This window comes from Actinoallomurus sp. NPDC052274, assembly GCF_040679475.1.
Classification (GTDB): domain Bacteria; phylum Actinomycetota; class Actinomycetes; order Streptosporangiales; family Streptosporangiaceae; genus Actinoallomurus; species Actinoallomurus liliacearum.
This window is the reverse complement of record NZ_JBFAUT010000005.1, coordinates 153159-170780: the sequence shown is the minus strand read 5'-3', so window position 1 is coordinate 170780 and position 17622 is coordinate 153159. Positions and strand designations below refer to the sequence as shown.

The 17622-nt window shown below is 70.2% G+C and carries 14 protein-coding genes; 8 read left to right on the top strand and 6 right to left on the bottom strand.

Annotated elements, in window-relative coordinates; translation table 11 throughout:
* Positions 1-38 precede the first annotated feature (38 nt).
* From AB0K82_RS06665 to AB0K82_RS06640, 6 genes are all read right to left on the bottom strand, one after another.
* Positions 39-434 carry a hypothetical protein gene (locus AB0K82_RS06665; protein WP_364393560.1) on the bottom strand — a complete coding sequence of 132 codons (396 nt, stop codon included), beginning with the start codon at positions 432-434 and terminating at the stop codon, positions 39-41.
* A gap of 108 nt (positions 435-542) precedes the next feature.
* The gene (locus AB0K82_RS06660; RefSeq protein WP_364393557.1) at positions 543-2393 is read right to left on the bottom strand and encodes a VWA domain-containing protein; all 1851 of its coding nucleotides are present in this window, start codon (positions 2391-2393) and stop codon (positions 543-545) included.
* A gap of 55 nt (positions 2394-2448) precedes the next feature.
* Positions 2449-3705 carry an AAA family ATPase gene (locus AB0K82_RS06655; protein WP_364393554.1) on the bottom strand — a complete coding sequence of 419 codons (1257 nt, stop codon included), beginning with the start codon at positions 3703-3705 and terminating at the stop codon, positions 2449-2451.
* A gap of 94 nt (positions 3706-3799) precedes the next feature.
* Positions 3800-4876: a DeoR family transcriptional regulator gene (locus AB0K82_RS06650; protein WP_364393552.1), complete on the bottom strand. Its 1077-nt coding sequence runs from the start codon at positions 4874-4876 to the stop codon at positions 3800-3802.
* Between the two features lie 998 nt (positions 4877-5874).
* The gene (locus tag AB0K82_RS06645) at positions 5875-6195 is read right to left on the bottom strand and encodes a hypothetical protein (RefSeq protein WP_364393550.1); all 321 of its coding nucleotides are present in this window, start codon (positions 6193-6195) and stop codon (positions 5875-5877) included.
* An 842-nt stretch (positions 6196-7037) separates the two neighbouring features.
* Positions 7038-9959: a BTAD domain-containing putative transcriptional regulator gene (locus AB0K82_RS06640; RefSeq protein WP_364393547.1), complete on the bottom strand. Its 2922-nt coding sequence runs from the start codon at positions 9957-9959 to the stop codon at positions 7038-7040.
* 1876 nt (positions 9960-11835) lie between these two features.
* On the opposite strand from AB0K82_RS06640, the gene AB0K82_RS06635 reads away from it, so the two are divergent.
* The 8 genes from AB0K82_RS06635 to AB0K82_RS06600 are packed head-to-tail and all read left to right on the top strand — an operon-like array spanning position 11836 to position 17608.
* Positions 11836-12426, top strand: a complete 591-nt coding sequence (locus AB0K82_RS06635) for an SAF domain-containing protein (RefSeq protein ID WP_364393544.1) — start codon at positions 11836-11838, stop codon at positions 12424-12426.
* A 41-nt stretch (positions 12427-12467) separates the two neighbouring features.
* Entirely contained in the window at positions 12468-13214 is a 747-nt protein-coding gene (locus AB0K82_RS06630; protein ID WP_364393542.1) for a hypothetical protein, read from the top strand.
* The gene (locus AB0K82_RS06625; protein WP_364393540.1) at positions 13211-14638 is read left to right on the top strand and encodes an ATPase, T2SS/T4P/T4SS family; all 1428 of its coding nucleotides are present in this window, start codon (positions 13211-13213) and stop codon (positions 14636-14638) included. Before AB0K82_RS06630 ends, AB0K82_RS06625 begins: the two co-directional genes overlap by 4 nt.
* Positions 14635-15537, top strand: coding sequence for a type II secretion system F family protein (locus AB0K82_RS06620; protein WP_364393716.1), 903 nt, complete (start codon positions 14635-14637; stop codon positions 15535-15537). The genes AB0K82_RS06625 and AB0K82_RS06620 overlap by 4 nt, the downstream gene beginning before the upstream one ends.
* Positions 15534-16427 carry a hypothetical protein gene (locus AB0K82_RS06615; RefSeq protein ID WP_364393538.1) on the top strand — a complete coding sequence of 298 codons (894 nt, stop codon included), beginning with the start codon at positions 15534-15536 and terminating at the stop codon, positions 16425-16427. The genes AB0K82_RS06620 and AB0K82_RS06615 overlap by 4 nt, the downstream gene beginning before the upstream one ends.
* A 31-nt stretch (positions 16428-16458) precedes the next feature.
* Positions 16459-16683, top strand: coding sequence for a hypothetical protein (locus tag AB0K82_RS06610; RefSeq protein WP_364393536.1), 225 nt, complete (start codon positions 16459-16461; stop codon positions 16681-16683).
* Between the two features lie 8 nt (positions 16684-16691).
* On the top strand, positions 16692-17093 hold the full coding sequence (locus AB0K82_RS06605) for a hypothetical protein (protein ID WP_364393533.1): 402 nt from the start codon (positions 16692-16694) through the stop codon (positions 17091-17093).
* Positions 17094-17146: 53 nt separating this feature from the next.
* Entirely contained in the window at positions 17147-17608 is a 462-nt protein-coding gene (locus AB0K82_RS06600) for a TadE/TadG family type IV pilus assembly protein (protein WP_364393531.1), read from the top strand.
* Positions 17609-17622 lie beyond the last annotated feature (14 nt).

Here is a 17622-nt window from a genome sequence, read left to right as displayed (position 1 = left end):
CCAGCACGGGGGTTTCGTGTGCCCGGGCGGTGTGGTGGTCACCCGGCGGGCGCGATAGAGGCCGAGCCGGTGACGGTGGCCGGGTCGAGTGCGGTGGTGTCGTTGTAGAACAGGCGGGCGGCGTCGGTGCGGGCCAGGGATTGGGCGTGTTGGTGCGCCGGTGTGTGCGGGCCCGGGCCGCGTAGCACAGCGCGGTAGGCGGCCTGGCGTACCCGGGTCAGGGCGGTGACGGGGTCAAGGCCGCCGTGTTCGATGTGGTCGGTCACGGCCATCCACCAGTGGGCGTAGGACTGGTTGACCGTGACGTCGGCGACGGTCTCGGCGAGGTCATCGTCGGCCTCCTCCAGGAGGCGGATCAGGCGGCCGCGTGTGTTACCGGCGGCTTCGAGTGCCTCGTCGCGGAGGTGGAACAGGTATTGCGTGAACTCGTTCATCTGTGACTCCTGTGCGTCAGTGGCCCGGTGTGCGGCACCGGTAGTGGGTGGTGATGGCGTGACCTGTCCGGGGCGGCGTGCTGGCGCAGGGCCGCCCCGGCGGGGTGGTCAGGTGGCGGCCAGGGCACGGGCGGCGGCGCGGCCGATGGTGGCGGCGGTCTCGGCGGGGTCGGTCAGGGTGACCACGTGCGCGCCGTCCATTGGATGGCTCGTCTTGTCGGGGGTGAGCCACAGCACGGCGCACCCGGCGCGGGTCAGGCGGGTGATGCGTTGCTGGCCGTCGGGTAGTTCGTCGCCTTTGAACAGCCCGTCGGAGACGATGACCAGCAGGCGGGCGGCACCGGGGCGGGTTAGGTCGAGGGCGGCGTCGAGAGCGTCGATGGCGTGGCAGAAGCGTTCGGTTCTGTCGGAGGCGGAGAACTCACTCACCTGGCGTGGGGTGCGTCCGGGGTGGGTGAGGGGACGGACGTGGTTGCCGAAGATGACGGTGGCCGAGCGGGCGTCGGGGATGTGGGCGGTGGCGCGGGCCAGGATCCAGGCGGCCGAGGCGACCGGTGCGGCGAACTTGCGCATGGATCCGGACACGTCGCAGGCGATAGCGACCCGCAGGGGAGGGGTGGGGACGTGTCGGCGGGTGGTGCGGGTGAAGGGTTCGGCGGTGGGGGTGGCCCCGGCGGCGCGCTGGGCGTCGGCGGCCAGCGCCCCGCGCATCCGCAACCGTCCGGGTGGGGTGGCCGAGGTGGTGGTGATGGTGACGCGTTCGCGGTGGGCAGCGGTTTTCAAATGGCGGGCGAGCTGACGCGCGGCCCCTTGCTCGGCGGTGGTGGGTGGGCGGGTGCCGGTGATCTGGGTTCTTCCGCCGCTGCCGAGCCCGTCCCCGCCGGGTTCACCGAACACTGCCCGTGCGGCGCGTTCCGCGCGCTGCCGGGCGTCGTTCTCCTCTCGGCGTTCCTTCGCCTTGGCCGGGCCGGAGGGTAGGGCGGGCGGGGCGTCGGCGGCGGCGATGGCGACGAGTGCGGCGGTGATCGCAGCGGCCAGAGGTGACGGCCGGCTCGACTCTCCGTCCTCTTTGCCTCGCTCGTCGTCGGGTGAAGGTGGGGGTGCGTCGGGATCGGTGCCGAGGATGGTGCACCACCGGCGGCCCAGCTCCAGCATCGTGGTGGCGTCGTCATCGGCGGTGCTGTGGGCGATGTGCCACAGGGCGGCCAGCGCACCCAATCGGCTGGCCCCGATCACCTCGGTGATGGTTGCCCTCAGCGCGGTGACCTCGTCGGCGTCCAGTACGTCGGCGTCGGCGCGGGCGAGTAGCAGGGCGGCGGCGCGCCCGGCCTGCCACGGCGTCATCGCCACCTGGGGAACCCCTGCCGTTTCCGCACTGCGGGCGGCGGTGCCCGACGTATCCGCTGCGGGGGTGGCCCTCGTGATGGCGTGGGCACCGGCGGGGGTGGTGGCCGCGCCGGACGTCGATGGCGGGGCGGCCGGTGGGGTGGTGAAGTCGGCGAGGATGAGCTGGCGGGTTGAGGCGCGTAGCCAGCGCCGGTCAGCGGGGCGCCGCCGCACCTGCGCGGCTTCGATCCGGGACTCCTCCAAGATTTTGGCCGCCTCGGCGTGGGCGGTGGGCGCCTCGCTGAGGGTAGTGGTCCAGGTCGAGTGGCGGGCGTGGGCGGCCTCGTGGACGAACACGCCCCATAGTGCGGGGTAGCGTTCCCGGTCCGAAGGGCGGCGCGGGTTGCAGGTGGCCGGGTTGTGACCGAGGTGGGTGCCATCCAGTTCGATGGTGGCCAGGGCGGGGATGAAACAGCCCGGTGAGCCGAGCCCGGCCCCGGGCGCGCAGGTGACGGTCAGGTCCTCGCGCCCGGTCAGGTGCGTGATCTGGTCGGTGAACGCGGCGGACAGTTTCAGCCACGCGCCGCTCGCGGTGGTGGGTTCGGGGCGGGTGGTGATCAGGTGCGCGGACATGACGGGCCCTTTCTTTCGCGTAGGTGACGGGCGGTGGTGGGTGACCGGCGGCGGGTCAGAGTTGGCGGCCCAGGGCGAGGGGTTTGATGGTGCGGCCGTAGACAGTGGCGATGACCTTGGCCACCTCGTCACGGTCTTCTTCTGGGGCGATACCGATCAGGTTCGCCACCGCCGCGTCGGTGCCCAGGACCCGGGTGATCTTTTGGTAGGCGATCAGTTCGCGTAGCTGCGGGGCCCACCCGATCAGCCCGGACTCGACCTGCGCGGCGAGGTTGCGGGCCACCCGGACCACGCGGTGATCGATCTTCAGGGTGCGGGCCAGGTCATAGTCGGTCGACACCTTGATCTGGGCGGCGAACCGGGAGGCGAGCGCCTCGGTGAGGACCGCGCCGTGAACGCCGGGGTTGTGCCCGGCGATCACATAGAAGCCGTCGGCGGCGGTGATGGTCTCGCCGGTGTGGGCTTTGACGGTGATCTGGCGGCGGCCGTCCATCGCCGGATACACCACCGCCAGCACCTTGGGGGAGATCAATGTGGCGTCGTCGATGAACAGGCACGCCCCCTCGGTCATCGCGGTTACCAGCGGCCCGTAGACGAACTCATACGCGCCCGCGCTGGTCTGGGTGTATTCGCCGACGAAATCAGCGACCGCCGTGTCTCCGTCCCCGGCCACCGTGATCAGGTCGGGGAAGGCCGCCTCGACCAGGGAGGTCTTTCCGGTGCCGGGTGGCCCGTACAACAGGGCCGCAACGCCCGCCTCGCGGAGTTTGCGCAACGCGGTCACGTCCGGCAGATCAGCCAGAGCGCGCGGGTGGTAGGTCTGCCCGTTCGGCCGCCGCACACCCCCACCCGCCTCCACCGCCGAGGCGTCCGCTGCCGCCGCGCCCGGCGTGCCTGTGCCAGAGGATGCCGTACGCGAGGATGGCGCGCCCGGCGTGGGCGGGGCGGGATGTGGGCGGCCCGGGACCGGCCCGCTTTTGGTGGCCTCGGCGGTGGTGGCAGTGGCGCGGAACCGGCGCGGTTTGGCCGTGGTCAGCTGCGCGTGACCACCGGCCACCAGCGTCTCCAACGCGTTGGCGACCGCACCAGCCGATCGCGCACCGACCGCCGTGGCGATCTGCCCTGGGGTGTACTCCTTGGCCGGGTCGGCCAGCAGGTGCGCGGCCACCTGACGGCGCAACTCGCCCTGTCCCAACCGGCCGGTCGGCGTACGCCGCACCGCGAACTCCATGGCCGACGTGGCCGATGGCGCGCCCGGCGGTGCGGCCGTGGTTCCGATGCCCGCTAGCGACGCGGGTGTGGTGGTGCTCAACGTGATCTCCCTCGACGCGTCGTGTCGGTTCCGGGGGGACCGCCCCGGGCGGGCGGACCGGCCCGAACGCGGCCGCCGCCCGCCCGGGGCGGATTCAGGCGGTCGCGGTGCCGGTAGCCGCACCGGCGGCGGACGTAGCGGATACGGGGGTGTCTTGTGTGGCGGCGAACCGGCGGGGCCGCTCACAGGTCTCGATGGCCTGCCCAAGCGCGGCCAACCGGTCCAGGGCGTTGGCGATGGCACCGGCCGAATGCCCGATCACCTTGCTGATCTCGTGCGGGGTGAACTCCTTGCCCGGGTGCGCCGCCAGATGCCCGGCAACCTTCTCCCGCAGCTGCCCCGGCGCGGCATGCGCCGCCCCCGACGCGCCACGCCGCCGCCGGTGCGCGGCGGTCCGAACCCGACGGCGGGCCTTACCGGAACCGGCGTAGAACGTCTCAGCTGCCGCCAGCACCGCCTCCCGGTCACCCGCCTGCAGGGCCGACAACGCACCGGCGACCGCCTCACCCAACGCGGTCAGGGCCTCGCGCGCATCGCTGACCGCCGCCGGATCCATCCCCTCACCCCCGTCCTCGACCTGCGCGGAAGTGACCTCCTCGATAGGCGGGGTACCGGTGTCCGGGGCGGGGTCGTCCGCCGGATCCGTGGCCGCGTCCTCCTCGCCGTCCGACCCGCCGTCGCCGTCGGTGGCGGGGGCGTCTCCGGTGGCCTCGTCCACCGGGCTCATTTCGGCGGGCGGGGCCGGGGCGGTGTCGTCATCGGACGCGGTGATGGTCACCTCCGGCCGGTCGGTGCCGGTGGTATCCGTGGCCGCCTCGGGTGCGGTGTCCGGGGTGCCGGTGGTGTCGGTGGCCGGGGTGGCGTTCCATGCGTCCGGGACGCGCTTGCCGTCGCGGTAGCCGCCCGGGATGCGGGTGGCGTGCCCGGCGGCCTCCAACTCGTTCAGGGCACGGCGGGCGGTGGGCTGGGACACCCCCGCCGCCGTGGCGATGGTCGCGGCCGACGCGCCTGGGTTGGCGTTCAGCGCGCCCCACACGGCCCCGGCCAACTCGACCGGGCCAACGGCCACGGTGGCGGCCCCGGTCGCCGTACCGGCCGTCTGAGCGCCGTTTACGACGTCATTAGCGGCGGTGTTTTCGGTGCCGGTGGTGCGGGTGTCGATGGCGGCCATTGGGCGGTCCTTTCAGATGGTGTCGGCACCGTTCATTTGGTGCCGTTTCCTGTCGCGTGGAGCTCGACCATTTCTCGACACCCGGTGTCCGCGCAATAGGGAAACGCTGGCTCCTCGGTTACCGGAACGGCTGGACCACCTAACCGCAACCACCTCGTGATCATGCGCTCTACCTCGGTAAACGTGCCGTAGTCAAGGATGGGCGGATGTCGCCGGGGACTGAACAGCCTCACCTTTTCCGTCCGCGCCGACGACCAGCCCTTAACGGCTGGAGTCCCTTACCTGCCCGGTATCAGGTCCGGCCGGTAATCGACTCGATCCGGAGACTTCACGCAATTACGAGGTCCAATGGAACCTAGCGCTACACCGAAACGCGAACTGATCAACGGGGGATGTGATGGACGTCAGTGGCGCCGGGAAAGCGGCCGGGCGCAATCACCCGACTGAGGCTTTTATCCGTTACGCCTGCCTGGATAATGCCCGCGATGTGACGCCCGCCGCGCGGACAGTGCCGCCCGTGGCCTGATCGACCACACCCATGCGCCGCTGCCGTTCGGACGGCGCGTGCCCTACGGGCGTGCCCGCTATGCGATGGCTTCCAGGACAGCGCACCCCCCGCGCATTACCGGCAATCCCGCAAACCGCGCCCGGGGGATGACACACGGCGCGCCATGGCGGCGCTGACGAGAGCAGTCCGCTACGTCCCGGGGCGTTCAGCCCCCGTCGGGGGTGGCGCGCCGACCATTGCCACGAACCAACCCCGAACGCGGTCTGCCCCGCCGCGTCGCCCCGGGAACGACAAACGACCCGGTCATCCCCGCGCGCGGCGGGGTGTGGACCGGGCCGATGTGTATGGGCGGCGTACCGTCCCCGCTAACTCGCCGGGGGCGGTAGGCCGTCCGTACGGGCGTGACTCACCCGATGGGGCCATGAGTGTCGCGGTGATGCCGACGGCGTCGGTGCGCCACACCCGGGCGGTGTGGCGCACCGGAACGGGGTCACGCGATGTCGGTACCGGCCGCGTCATCGAGCGCGGCGTAGCTCAGACAATGCGGGGCGCATGGTTCACCGGGCGCGGAATAGCATTCGGGGCATTCTTCGCCGATGGTTCCGGCGGCGGGCCGGAACACATGCACGGGCGCGGTGGCGGTGAACGTTTCCGGGCCGTTCGTGGTGGTGACGGTGATACGGCCGTCGGCGGTGGTGACCGGCGGGGCCATGACCGGGCGGGCACCGCCCAAAATGATGTCGTGTTGCCGGATGTTGGCGGCGTCGACGTGAATGAATTCGCCGTCGAATTGATCGGCCGTGACGGTCATCTCATCCCCCGTGGGAAGCGGTTCGTTTTGGTTGATGAATAATTCATACCCCGTTCGCCGGGGTTGCTAAACGCCATTCAGCGTTCGTTTAGAAGACTCTTTTTGAAGATTGTCGTGGGATGGTTAGGTCGACTTGCCGATCGAGATTCTAATGGGCAACTGAGCAGAGGCGTCGGCCGAATGCATGAATATCTAATGAAGGGTTTTTCTGAGGGCTGGTTTGGTGGTGGGCGGGTGGGTCGGTATCGGCGTGGCCAGGAGCCGTGGCGGCGGTCGCCCATCATTTGAGACAGGGGAGTTCTTTTATGAGTCGGACGACCCGTCGGTAGATGCAGATCGGCGCTGACCTGCGAGTTCTCCTTCATGCAGGGGTGCTGGCCTGGGCGGCAGGCCAACTGGCGCACGAGCTCGCCTCGTGGGCAGGCCGTGCCGGGCGCGACGTGTCCGCGTGGCGTCGGGATCCAGCCCGGCCGGCGAGAGCCCGCGACCGTGGGCGGCCTTCGCGGGCGGCAGTCATCGTCTGTTCAGCCGGATCGGTCATCCCCGGGCATCGTTGATTTCCGCCTAGCCATTGTCCATGGACCTCGTACGCATATACAAGGCGGGTAGCCGAGCAAGAGCTGTCAGCGCGTCGTCGCGGTCCATTCCGTGTCACCGAGAGCCCACGGCTGTGCGGCGGCGGAAGCAGCTTTCTAGGGGTCGAGATATGTTTATCGCCGCCGACTATCCGGCCGGATCGGCCACCTCCCGAATGTGCAGAGTTGATGGCCGCCTATCTATTGTTTCATGGGCCCCGCATGCGCTGACAAGTCGGCTTCCGGCTTACGCCATTTTACCCTCGCTCATTCCTGGTATTTCGCGAGGTCTTTGCGTGCTTGGCTCTCCAGGTCCGTACGGCCAAGGCTGTGGAACAGTGCAATGGCCTTCTCCAGGTCGCTGGTCGCCTTATCGCGGTGGCCTTCGGCGTGATGGCTTTTTGCCGATGCCTGTAGACAGCAGGCCCGCTGATAGTCATCGTGCGCGGCGCCGAAGAGGTCCGCGGCGATCGTGAGCGCCTCGATCGCGGCGTCATGACGGTGCAGGCGCTGGTAGGCCAGCCCGGCTTGGCGATGGAAGTAGGCGCGGAGCGGTTCGCGGCCGTCGGTGCTGAGGTCGAGTCCCTGCCGGCATAGGTCGAGGACGGCGTCGGGCTGGCCGGCGTGTAGGCGGGACTTGGCGAGCGAGTGCAGGGCCACGCAGACGTAGCGGGTGTTGCCCTGGCGGCGGGCGAGTTCGAGCGCTTCCTCGCAGCGGATGATCCCTTCGGCGTGCCGGCCGAGCCGGATCAGCGTTCCGCCCAGGACCCGCAGGCACAAGAACTCCGCGTGCGGATCGCCGGTCGTGCGCGCCAAGGCCAGGCCGCGTTCGGCGTCGGCTGATGAGGAGGGCAAGTCGCCGGTGGCGATGGTGCAGTAGGCGCGCAGCCCATAGGCGCGAGCAAGCCGCTGCAAGTCTTTCACCTGTTCCAGGGCGGTGACGCATCGTGCGACCAACGGCAACGCGGGGATCGGGTCGGCCCGGTCACCGGCCAGGGCGATGGCGGCCCGCAGCCACGCCCGGGCGGCGAACGCCGCCTCCCCGGAGGCCTCGGCGGCCTGCGCGATCGTGATCCACATGTGCTCGGCGTCGTCGTGGTAGCCGTGCAGGTGCAAGAACGCGGCCAGCCGCAGCGCCAGCTCCCGGGCCAGCTGATATCCATCAGGGAGGTCGCAGGCAGCCTCGACGGCGGCCAGCAGGTTCCGGCGTTCTGCCGCGAACCAGCTTTCCGCGGCGTCGGCGACCTGCTGCGCCAGGCTCGGCTGGACGCCGCGAGCCGCGAGCGGAGGGCGGGTCCGTGGGGGCGCGTGCAGGCCGCGCGGGATGGAGGCGTCGGCGATGTCGGCCAGTTCCAGCCACGCCCCCATCAGACGTTCGCGCGCGGCATCTGCGTCGGAATCGGTGGTGAGGAGTTCGGCGGCGTATTCGCGTATCAGGTCGTGGAAGCGGTAGCGCGGCTGGCCGAGTGGATCGACGCCGACGCTGGCCAGCAATGAGTGGCCGACGAGGGCATCGATCAGCGCACCGCTGGGTTCGCCGAGGATGACGTCACCGGCCCAGGCCGGGAACTCCCCGCTCCCGGCCAGCGCGAGCAGCCGAAACGCCCGCTGTGCCGCAGGCTCAAGGGTCTGGTAGCTGAGGGCGATGCTGGCGCGTACAGCCAGGTTCCCGGCGACCAGCTCATCGAGCCGGGTCTTTTCATCGGCCAGGCGGTGGGCGAGGTAGGCGATCGGCCACGACGGGCACGCGGCCAGACGCTCGGCGGCGATCCGGACCGCAAGCGGGAACCGCCCGCACGCCTCAATGACCGTACCGGCGGCCTCGGGATCGTCGCTCACCCGTTCGTGCCCGGCCAGGCGGGTCAGCAAGTGCAGCGCTTCGGCGCGATGGAGAGGTGCCAGGCTGATCGAGCGGCCTGTGGCGACGCCCGGCAGTAGGGCGCGGCTGGTGATGATGACGGCGCATCCGGCGGCACCAGGCAACAGCGGCTGGACCTGCTCCGGTGAGGCTGCGTCATCGAGCACGATCAGCATCCGCCGGTCCGCCAGCCGGGTCCGCAACAGCGCGGCGCGCTGGGCGAGCGTATGCGGAGTCGTCGATGCCGTCACGCCCAAGCCGTGCAGGACCTCACCCAGCAGCTCCGATGCCTTCCGTGGGGTCGGTGATGCTCCCGCGAGCCGCAGGTAGAGCTGGCCGTCGGGGTAGTCGTGGGCGACGGCGTGGGCGACCCGCACCGCCAGCGCGGTCTTCCCGACCCCGGGTGGTCCGCTGACTTCGGCTAGACGAGGCGCCCTGATCGGGGAGACTGGCGATAGCAATGCGATGAGCTCCGCCGCCTCGTCCTCCCGGCCGGTGAAGTCCGCCAGGTCCGCTGGGAGTTGACGCGGCAGCAGTTGGCTTGCCTTATGGAGCGCTGCCGGATCCGTAGTGGTTGGGAGTCGCAGCGCGGGGTCATTGGCCTGGATTCGGCGTCGCAGCGCACACAACTCAGGCCCGGGCTCGGCCCCTACGTGCGTGGTGAGGGCAGCTTGGGCTTCAGTGAAGGCCTGCAGCGCATCGGCCTGGAGGCCGCATCGGTGCAGGGCGAGCATCAGGTCGGCCCACAGCTGCTCGTTGTCCGGCTCGGCGGTGACGAGCGTTCGCAGCTCGGGCAGCAGTTCCCGATGCCGGCCCAATGCCAGATGGGCTCGCATCAACCCGTTGCGGGCATCTCGGCGTTCCTGGAGTAGTCCGGTGACCAGCGAGCCCATCGCCGGGGTGACCGGAAGCAGATCCGCCAGCTGAGCGGTTTCCCACTCGGCGATCGCCTCCTCCAGCAGGCCTACCGCGGTGATCGCATCACCGTCCCTCACCGCCTTGCGGCCTCGCCGGTGCAGATCCCGGAAGCGATCCACATCGACTTCATCGTCGTCGGGATCAATACGCAGGCGGTAGCCGACGTCGTCGGTTACCAGCCGGTCCGGCGTGAGGATCTGGCGGATGTTCCACATGCGGGTGCGCAGCGAATGAAGCCGGCCATCGTCTTCTGCCGCCGGTCCCCACAGTAGGTCGATCAGACGACCCGGCGGCAGAGACTGGTTGCGGTACAGCACCAACGCGAACAGCGCGCCGCGTGCCAGCGGACGGGTAATGGCACGCGTGCTTTCCTCGCTGACCAGCTCGAAGCGCCCAAGAATGCGAAATTTCATCCCCGATTGTCCTTGCCCCCGGATCTTCGGAGCCGACCACGCTACAGCGAGTCCTGACTCTCCAGCGTGGCCAGCTGTGGACACCGTGTGTTATTGGTGATTACTTATTGTGATGGCGGGTCGGCTTTTTCGGTGATGGGCCGGTGATCCGGCGCGCTTACGGTCGGTCCCGTGTTGCTCACGGCTCGGGCTCGGCGCGCGGAGCTGGCGTCCAGGACGAGGGGACGGATCGATGGCGGGTGCACCGGGCGTTCACTGGTGGCGCGTGTTCTTGGGAAGGAAGTCTGCTTAATGCTCTTGCCTGGAGCTACTGGTCGTGTCGTAGCGATAATTTCAAGGTCGGCCGCGCTAATGGGCCGCCCTCGGGTCGCCTCGATACCCCGGTCCTATCGGGGCATGCTTTACGTAGCTTTGATCTCAATCTTGGTCGCTAGCTGCAGTCGCCATCACTCAAAAATCACTTTCCCGTCTACGTCCGCCAGATCCGGTGTTCCGGAAACAGCGGCATCTCCATCGAGTTCACCTTCGCCCGCCACGCCACGGGGCGCGATCATCACCGCATACACGAGTCTCTTTCCGGCCGCTGACGCGGCTCTCGTAGCACCCCCAGAGCGGGTCCGTTCCATATTGGAGCAATTTGCGTCAGGCTGGTACCTGGACTTTGAAATCCGGCAGATTATTGAGGAGCAGGCGCGGCATCTCGAGCCGTGGGGTCACGTGATCGTGCACGTCACCCAAGTCGACGTGAGTCAAGGAGCAGCCACGGTCCACGACTGCCAAGACGCTTCGAATGCCGGGCTGGCCAACGCGCAGAGCCACCAGCTGGTACCAGAAACGCGCGGTACGGCACACCGAAACCTCACTGCAAAACTGACACTAGGAGGTGACGGACGATGGCGAATCTCGGAAGTCAGACAATTCAAAGCCACGTGTCACACATAACGACCATCGTCAGTGCGACAGGGATGCTCCTCAGCGCCCTTTCCGTGCCCGCGCAGGCTGGCCAGAAGCCGGGAGGGAGTGATCGCGGCGTGATCGCCGGGCTTCACTCCTACAACCCCTACGCGAGAACTCCCGGCAGTGACGGCGCCCACCCGCCCATTCGAGCCAGCATCGCGCGGTCAGTAGCCGATCCTAAGGACAGCCTTCCGCCCTACTGCGTCGAGGCCGCCGCCGCTAGCAGCGTTGTAGGCGTGCCGGGAGCCATCGCTGGAAGACCGGTGGTGTGTGGAACTGACCCCCATCCTGCCGTAACGCCGCAAGAACTGGCTCAAGCGGCGTGGAAGAAGCTCGGCCTGCCGATCCCCGCGGTGCGCACCGCACCCCCTCGCGGATCCCAGGGGCTGGTCGGTCTGCCCGAGTGGGTATGGGTCCCACGCAACCAGTGGCATCCGATGGCCAGGCGCGCCTCGGCGGGGGTGGTGTGGGCGGACGTCACCGCGACGCCTAAGCAGATGGTCATCGAGCCGGGCCCGGGCCTGCCCACGGTGACATGTCCGGGGCCGGGGATGGCATACGACCCGGTCAAGCCGGCGTCGGGTCAGCACACGGATTGTTCCTTCACCTATTCCCGGTCCTCGGCTGGTGAGGCGGGTGCGGTGTATCGGGTGAAGGTGACGGTGGTGTGGGGCGGCAGCTGGGTTGGCTCGGGCGGGGCTGGCGGGGCGTTGCCGGACATCAGTCGGTCGACGACGTTCGGTCTCAAGGTGGCCGAGGCTCAGGGCCTGTACGGGGGAGGGGCGGGGAGATGACGGCTGGCACGAGCGGGCGACGGCAGAGCCCCTCGGCCCGCGCGCAGGCGACGGCGGCGAGCAGTCCGGCTCGTGGTCCGGTGCGGCTGGCGCGACAACGGCGCCCGGCGTGGATCGCGGCGGGGGTGGCGATCCTGGCGCTGGGCGTGCTGGCGAATGTGTATCTGTTCCGGGCCGCGAGTGACCGAACCTCGGTCGTGCGGGTGGCGCGAGACGTTGCGGTCGGCCAGCCGCTTACCCGCGCGGACCTGGACACCGCAGTGGTGGCGCTCGGCCCGGGAGTGCGGGCGATCCCGGGCGGTCAGCTGGGGGAGGTGGTCGGGCGGCGTGCGGCGGTGGGGTTGCGGGCGGGGACGTTGCTGACGGCCAGCCAGGTGACGGCGCAGCTGACGCCTGGTCCGGGGCAGGCGCTGGTCGCGGTGGCGCTCAAGCCGAGTCAGTTGCCGCCCCGTGGGTTGGAGCCGGGTTCGCAGGTCCGGATCGTGGCCACCTCTGGAGGCCAGGACGACGCCTCCGGCCCGGCGGGTCAGAGCGGCTCGTCTGGTGCGACGTCCGGTAAGGACGTCGCGGGGGTCGTCGATGCGGCCGGTGGCCCGGACGCCGACGGGGCGGTGACGGTGTCGCTGCTGGTCGCTGATGGTGATGCGAGCGCGGTCGCGCGTCTTGCCGCGGCGGGGCGGGTGGCGCTCGTGGTGACGAGCCGGGCGGGTTCGTGATGGCGCTGTATTGCGTGTGCTCTGCGGGTGGGTCGCCGGGGGTGACGACGACCGCGCTGGCGCTGGCGCTGGGCTGGCCGCGTGAGGTCATGCTGGCCGAGTGCGATCCGGCTGGCCGGCGGATCTTGCCGGGGTATCTCGCCGAGCGGCTCGACGGGTCACCCGGCCCCGGGCTGCTGGGCCTGGCGACGGCACTCGGCGGCCAGGACACGCGGATGGAGGACTACACCATTCCCCTGGCCGAGTCGGGGAGGGTGCGGCTGCTGCACGGTATCCGCGACCCTCGGCACGCTGCCCAGCTGGCCCGGTTGTGGCAACCCCTGGCTGGCTTGTTCACCGAATCGGAGGCTGATGTCATCGCCGACGTCGGCCGGGTCGGTAGCCCGGACACCCCGATGGGGCTTTTGGCGGACGCGGATCTGGTGGTGATGGTGCTGCGCGGAACGCTGGCGCAGGTCGATGCCGCCCAGCCCCGCCTGGACGCCCTGCTGAGCGCGTTGAACTGGCGGGTACCAGTGGCGTTGTGCCTGATTCAATCCGGGCGCTATTCCGCGGCCGAGGTGGGCCGCGCGTTGTTCGAACTGCCGGTGCTGGCCGAGCTGCCGCACGCGCCGACCGATGCGAACGTGTTGTCCGACGGGGCCCGGCCCCGGATGGCGTTCCGTACGTGCCTGTTGCTGCGCACGGCGGGCAACCTCGGGCATCAGATGCGCAAGCTGGTGGAGGAACGGGCGTTCCATCCCGAGACCCTTCCCGCCCACATCGTCTCCTCCGGGGAGGCGCGGTGACGCGCTACGGCTGGTCCCCGTTCACCCCGGCCACCATCCGGCCCACCGTCGACGTGCCGTCCGACCGCTCAGTGACCGGCTCCAGCGGAGCACCAGCGGCTGGTTCGGATGCACGGGCGTGGTGGGCGGCGGCGCGTGGGATCAGCGAGCAGCTGGTCGACGTGCTCAGCGACGACCTCGACCGAGCTCAGGCGCGGCAAGCGATCGTACGGGCGGTACAGGACTGGGCGCACGAGCAGACCACGACCGGCCAGGCGATGCCGTCGGCGCAAGCCCAGCAGTACCTGGCCCGGCTGGTCTTCGACCGCCGCTACGGCCTCGGAGTTCTGCAGCCGTTCCTGGAACGCACCGATGTGGAGAACATCGTCGTGAACGGCTGTGACCAGACCTGGGTCACCTACACCAACGGCACCAAAGCCCCCGGGCCACCGGTCGCGGCCAGCGACGACGAGCTCATCGAGTGGATCCAGCTGCTGGCTAGGCGCGGGAACTCCACCCGGGAGTTCTCCCACGCCACCCCACTCCTTGATGTGGCCCTTTCAGACGGGGTGCGCCTGGCGGTCGTGCACTGGGTCTCGCGCCGCCCGCACCTGGCCTTGCGGATCCACCGCCTCGTTGACGTCACCCTCAATCAGCTCGCCGAGCTCGGCACTCTCACCAGGGCGGTGGAGGAGTTTTTGCGGGCGGCGGTGCGGGCCCGGCGGAACATCATCGTGGCCGGGGAGGTCAACACAGGCAAGACCACCCTCATCCGCGCCCTCGCCAACGAGATCGACCCGGACGAGCGCATCATCACACTCGAGTCCGATTACGAGCTTTTCCTGGACGACCCGCGGCTGGCACACCGCCATCACGACGTGGTCGCGCTCGAGGCCCGGCACGCCAACTCCGAAGGCGCCGGCGAGGTCACCCTCCAAGACCTGGTCCCGGCCAGCCTGCGCCTCAACCCCGACCGCGTCATCGTCGGGGAAGCACGCCAGGGAGAACTAGCGCCGATGCTGGAAGTGATGTACTCCGGGGCGCGCGGCTCCATGTGCACGTTCCACGTCCACCGCCCCCAGCACGTGTTCAACCGGGTCATCCAGCTGGGCCGCCGATCCGGGCTCGGCTTCAGCCCCGAAGACCTGCACCTGATGTTCGGGCTGGCCGAACCCTTGATCGTCTACCTGCAACGCGACCCGCGCACCAACGCGCGGTTCGTCGCGGAGGTGATGGAGGCCGGCCCGCCTGCCGACGGGCCCGAACCGGCCCGCAACCGCATCTTCGTCCCCGGCCCGGACGGCCGCGCCACCCCGACAGGCGGGCACATCAGCACCAGCCTGCTCGACGAACTCGCCGCCTACGGCCTGGACCCCACGCTCATCACAAGCAGGGCGGACGGCGACCGCGTTCGGTTCGGTGCCGAGGGCGGGTGGTCCCGATGATGGGGCTGCTCGCCGGGCTGGCCGGGCTGTGCACGGGCAGCGGCATCCTGCTGACCGCCCGCGGCCTCACCGGCGTCCCCCCGACCGAGACGGCGGCAGGACGGCCGCCGGCCCGCTGGCGCGAACTCCTGCGGTCGGCGGGCGATCGATCCCGCCGTAACCGGCTGCTAGCCGCCGGCGGGGCTGGGCTGGCCGTATTGCTGCTTGTGGGGTGGCCGGTGGCCGCTGTGGCGGTCGCCGCCGGAGCGTACGTGTTGCCGCGGATGCTGTCCGGTCGTCCGGCTCGGCAGCGGATCGCTCGGTTGGAGGCGCTGGAGGCGTGGGCGCGGCGGCTGGCCGAGGTGATGGGCGCCAGCCGCGGTCTGGAACAGACCCTCACCGACAGCCTGCGCGTGGCCCCCGCCCCGATCCGTGAGCCGGTCGGGCTGCTGGCCGAGCGGCTGAACAACCGGGCCGGCACCGAACAGGCCCTGCGTGCCTTCGCCGCCGAGTTGGCCGACCCGGTCGGGGACCTGATCGCCACCGCGTTGATCCTGGCGGCCCGGCGCCGCGGGCCCGGAACCCGCCACGCTCTGACCGCGCTGGCCGACGCGGTCGCCCAAGAGGTCCGCGTCCGCCGGGAGGTCGAGGCCGAACGCGCCTCGCTGCGGACCACGCTGCTGGTCATCATAATCTCGGTCGGGACGCTGACCGCGTTGTTCGCCGCGTCCGGCACCCTGGCCGCTCCCTACAGCACGCCACTGGGCCAACTGGTCCTGGCCGCGGTCGCCGCCTTGTACGCGTGCGGGCTGGGATGGATGCGTCGCCTGGCCACCATCACCACCGGCACCCGCCTCATCGACGACGACATCACCAGCGACGATGGATCGCACCGCCACGGAACTGGTGGTGCGCCGTGACCGCACTCGCTGTCATAGCCGCTGCTCTCACCGTGGTGGGCGTACTGCTGATCGCCCGGGAACTGCGACCCGCACCGCCCCGTCTGGATGTGGCGCTGGCCCGGATCCAGGCCACCCGCCTCAGCCCCGCCGAACCGGCGACCCCGCCCGAGCTTGGCGAGCGGGTTGGGGCCTGGCTCGCCACTCATTTGACCCGCCCGGCAGGAATGCTCGCGGTCCCGCGCACGGATCTGGCGTTGCTGGACCGGACCGCCGAGCGGTTCATGCTGGACAAGCTCGCCCTGTTCCTCGCCGGCATCATCATCCCGTCTGTCCTGCTCGGCGCGCTGGCGGCAGCGGGCGCTTCGCTGCCGTGGGCGCTGCCCGCCGCAGTGACGATCCTGCTGGCGGCCGGGTTGTCGTTCCTCCCCGATGCCTGGGTGCGCACCGAGGCGCGTCACCGCCGCAGCGAGTTCCGCTACGCCTTCGCCTGTTACCTGCAACTAGTGCTGCTAGAGCGGGCCGCCGGCGCGGCCCTGAACGCCGCGCTCGAGGGTCCGGTGAGCGCCGCTGAAGCTTGGCCGTTCCGGCGGATCGCCGCCGCGCTGGAGTCCGCGCGGCGGGGACAGCAGCAACCCTGGCGGTCCCTGTCCGACCTCGGCGAGCAGATCGGGGTTGCCGATCTGGTGGATCTGGCCTACAGCGCGCAGATCGCCGGGGCCGAGGGCGCCAAGATGCACGACGTCCTGGCCGCCAAGATCACCGCGATGCGGCACGAGGCCGCCGCCGCGACCCGCGCCGAAGCCAACGCCCGGACCACCGCGATGTGGGTGCCGACCTCCCTGCTGATGCTCGGGTTCGTCGTCCTGGTCGGCTTCCCGTTCTTCGCCCGGCTGATCGGCCCCGGATGACCGGAAGCCACCCACCAACGGAAGGACACTGATGCGACATCGACTACTCCAGGCAAGCCTGCTCCTGGTGAGCGGGCCGGCCGATCAGGCCACCCATATCCGCGAGACGATCCGCGCCCGCAGCGCCGAGGGGAAGGATCGGGGCGCGAACGTGGTCGAAACGATCATCATCGTGGCCGGATTCGCGGTCCTGGCCGCCGCGATCTACGCGGCTGTGTCCGGCAAGGTCCACGCCTGGATCGCCAAGATCCCCTGACCGCCGTCATGCACACGACACCACCGGCCGAGCACGGCGCTCGCAGCGATGCAGGCTCGGCCTCGGTCTCCATCGCGATCGTCTTCCCCGCGATCGCGCTGTTGTTCCTCGCCCTGGCCCAGGCCGTCATGGTCGCCGCCGCCCACCAGGTCGCCCTAGCCGCCGCCGAGGACGGCCTACGAGTCGCCCGCGCACACCACGCCACACTGACCGGTGGCCGAACCGCCGCCCTCAGGTTCGCCCGCCAGGAGCCGGTTCTGCTCGTCCCCCAGGTCGCGGTGTCCGGTGGCACGAGCATCACCGTGACCGTCCACGGCCGCGCACCCTCCCTCTTGCCCGGCGTCCGCTTGGCCGTCGCAGCGACCGCCCATGGCGCGCGCGAGGTCTTCACCACCGGGCAGGGAACATGACCAGCGCGGAACACGCCGCACGCGCCCGGTGCCGCGCGGATGCGGGTAATGCCGTGGTTGAAGCGGCCATCCTCGCCCCGCTGTTCGTCGTGTTCCTGGCGGCCCTGCTGGTCGGCGCGCGAATCCGGAACGCGGGCGGGGCCGTGGACCAGGCCGCCGCCGACGCCGCCCGCCAAGCCTCGATCGCCCGCACGGCCGCCCAAGCCCGCACCGCCGCGACCAGCGGCGCGCTGGCCACCCTGCGCGACAAAGGACTGCACTGCACCCCACGCGTCAGCCTCGACCTGACCGCGTTCGCCCTGCCCGTCGGCCGGGCCGGCACGGTCACCGCACGGGTGACCTGCACCGTCCACCTCGCCGAGATCACAGCCCCAGGAATGCCCGGTTCGCGGACGGTCACCGCTACTCATCGGTCCATGCTGGACCCGTTCCGAGGCAAGGCTTTCGGGTTCCCGAATTCTGAACGGGTCGTCGCGCTGAACCGGAGCAGGGAGGGACGCGATGGTCCCCCGTAAGGTGTCGGGTTCGG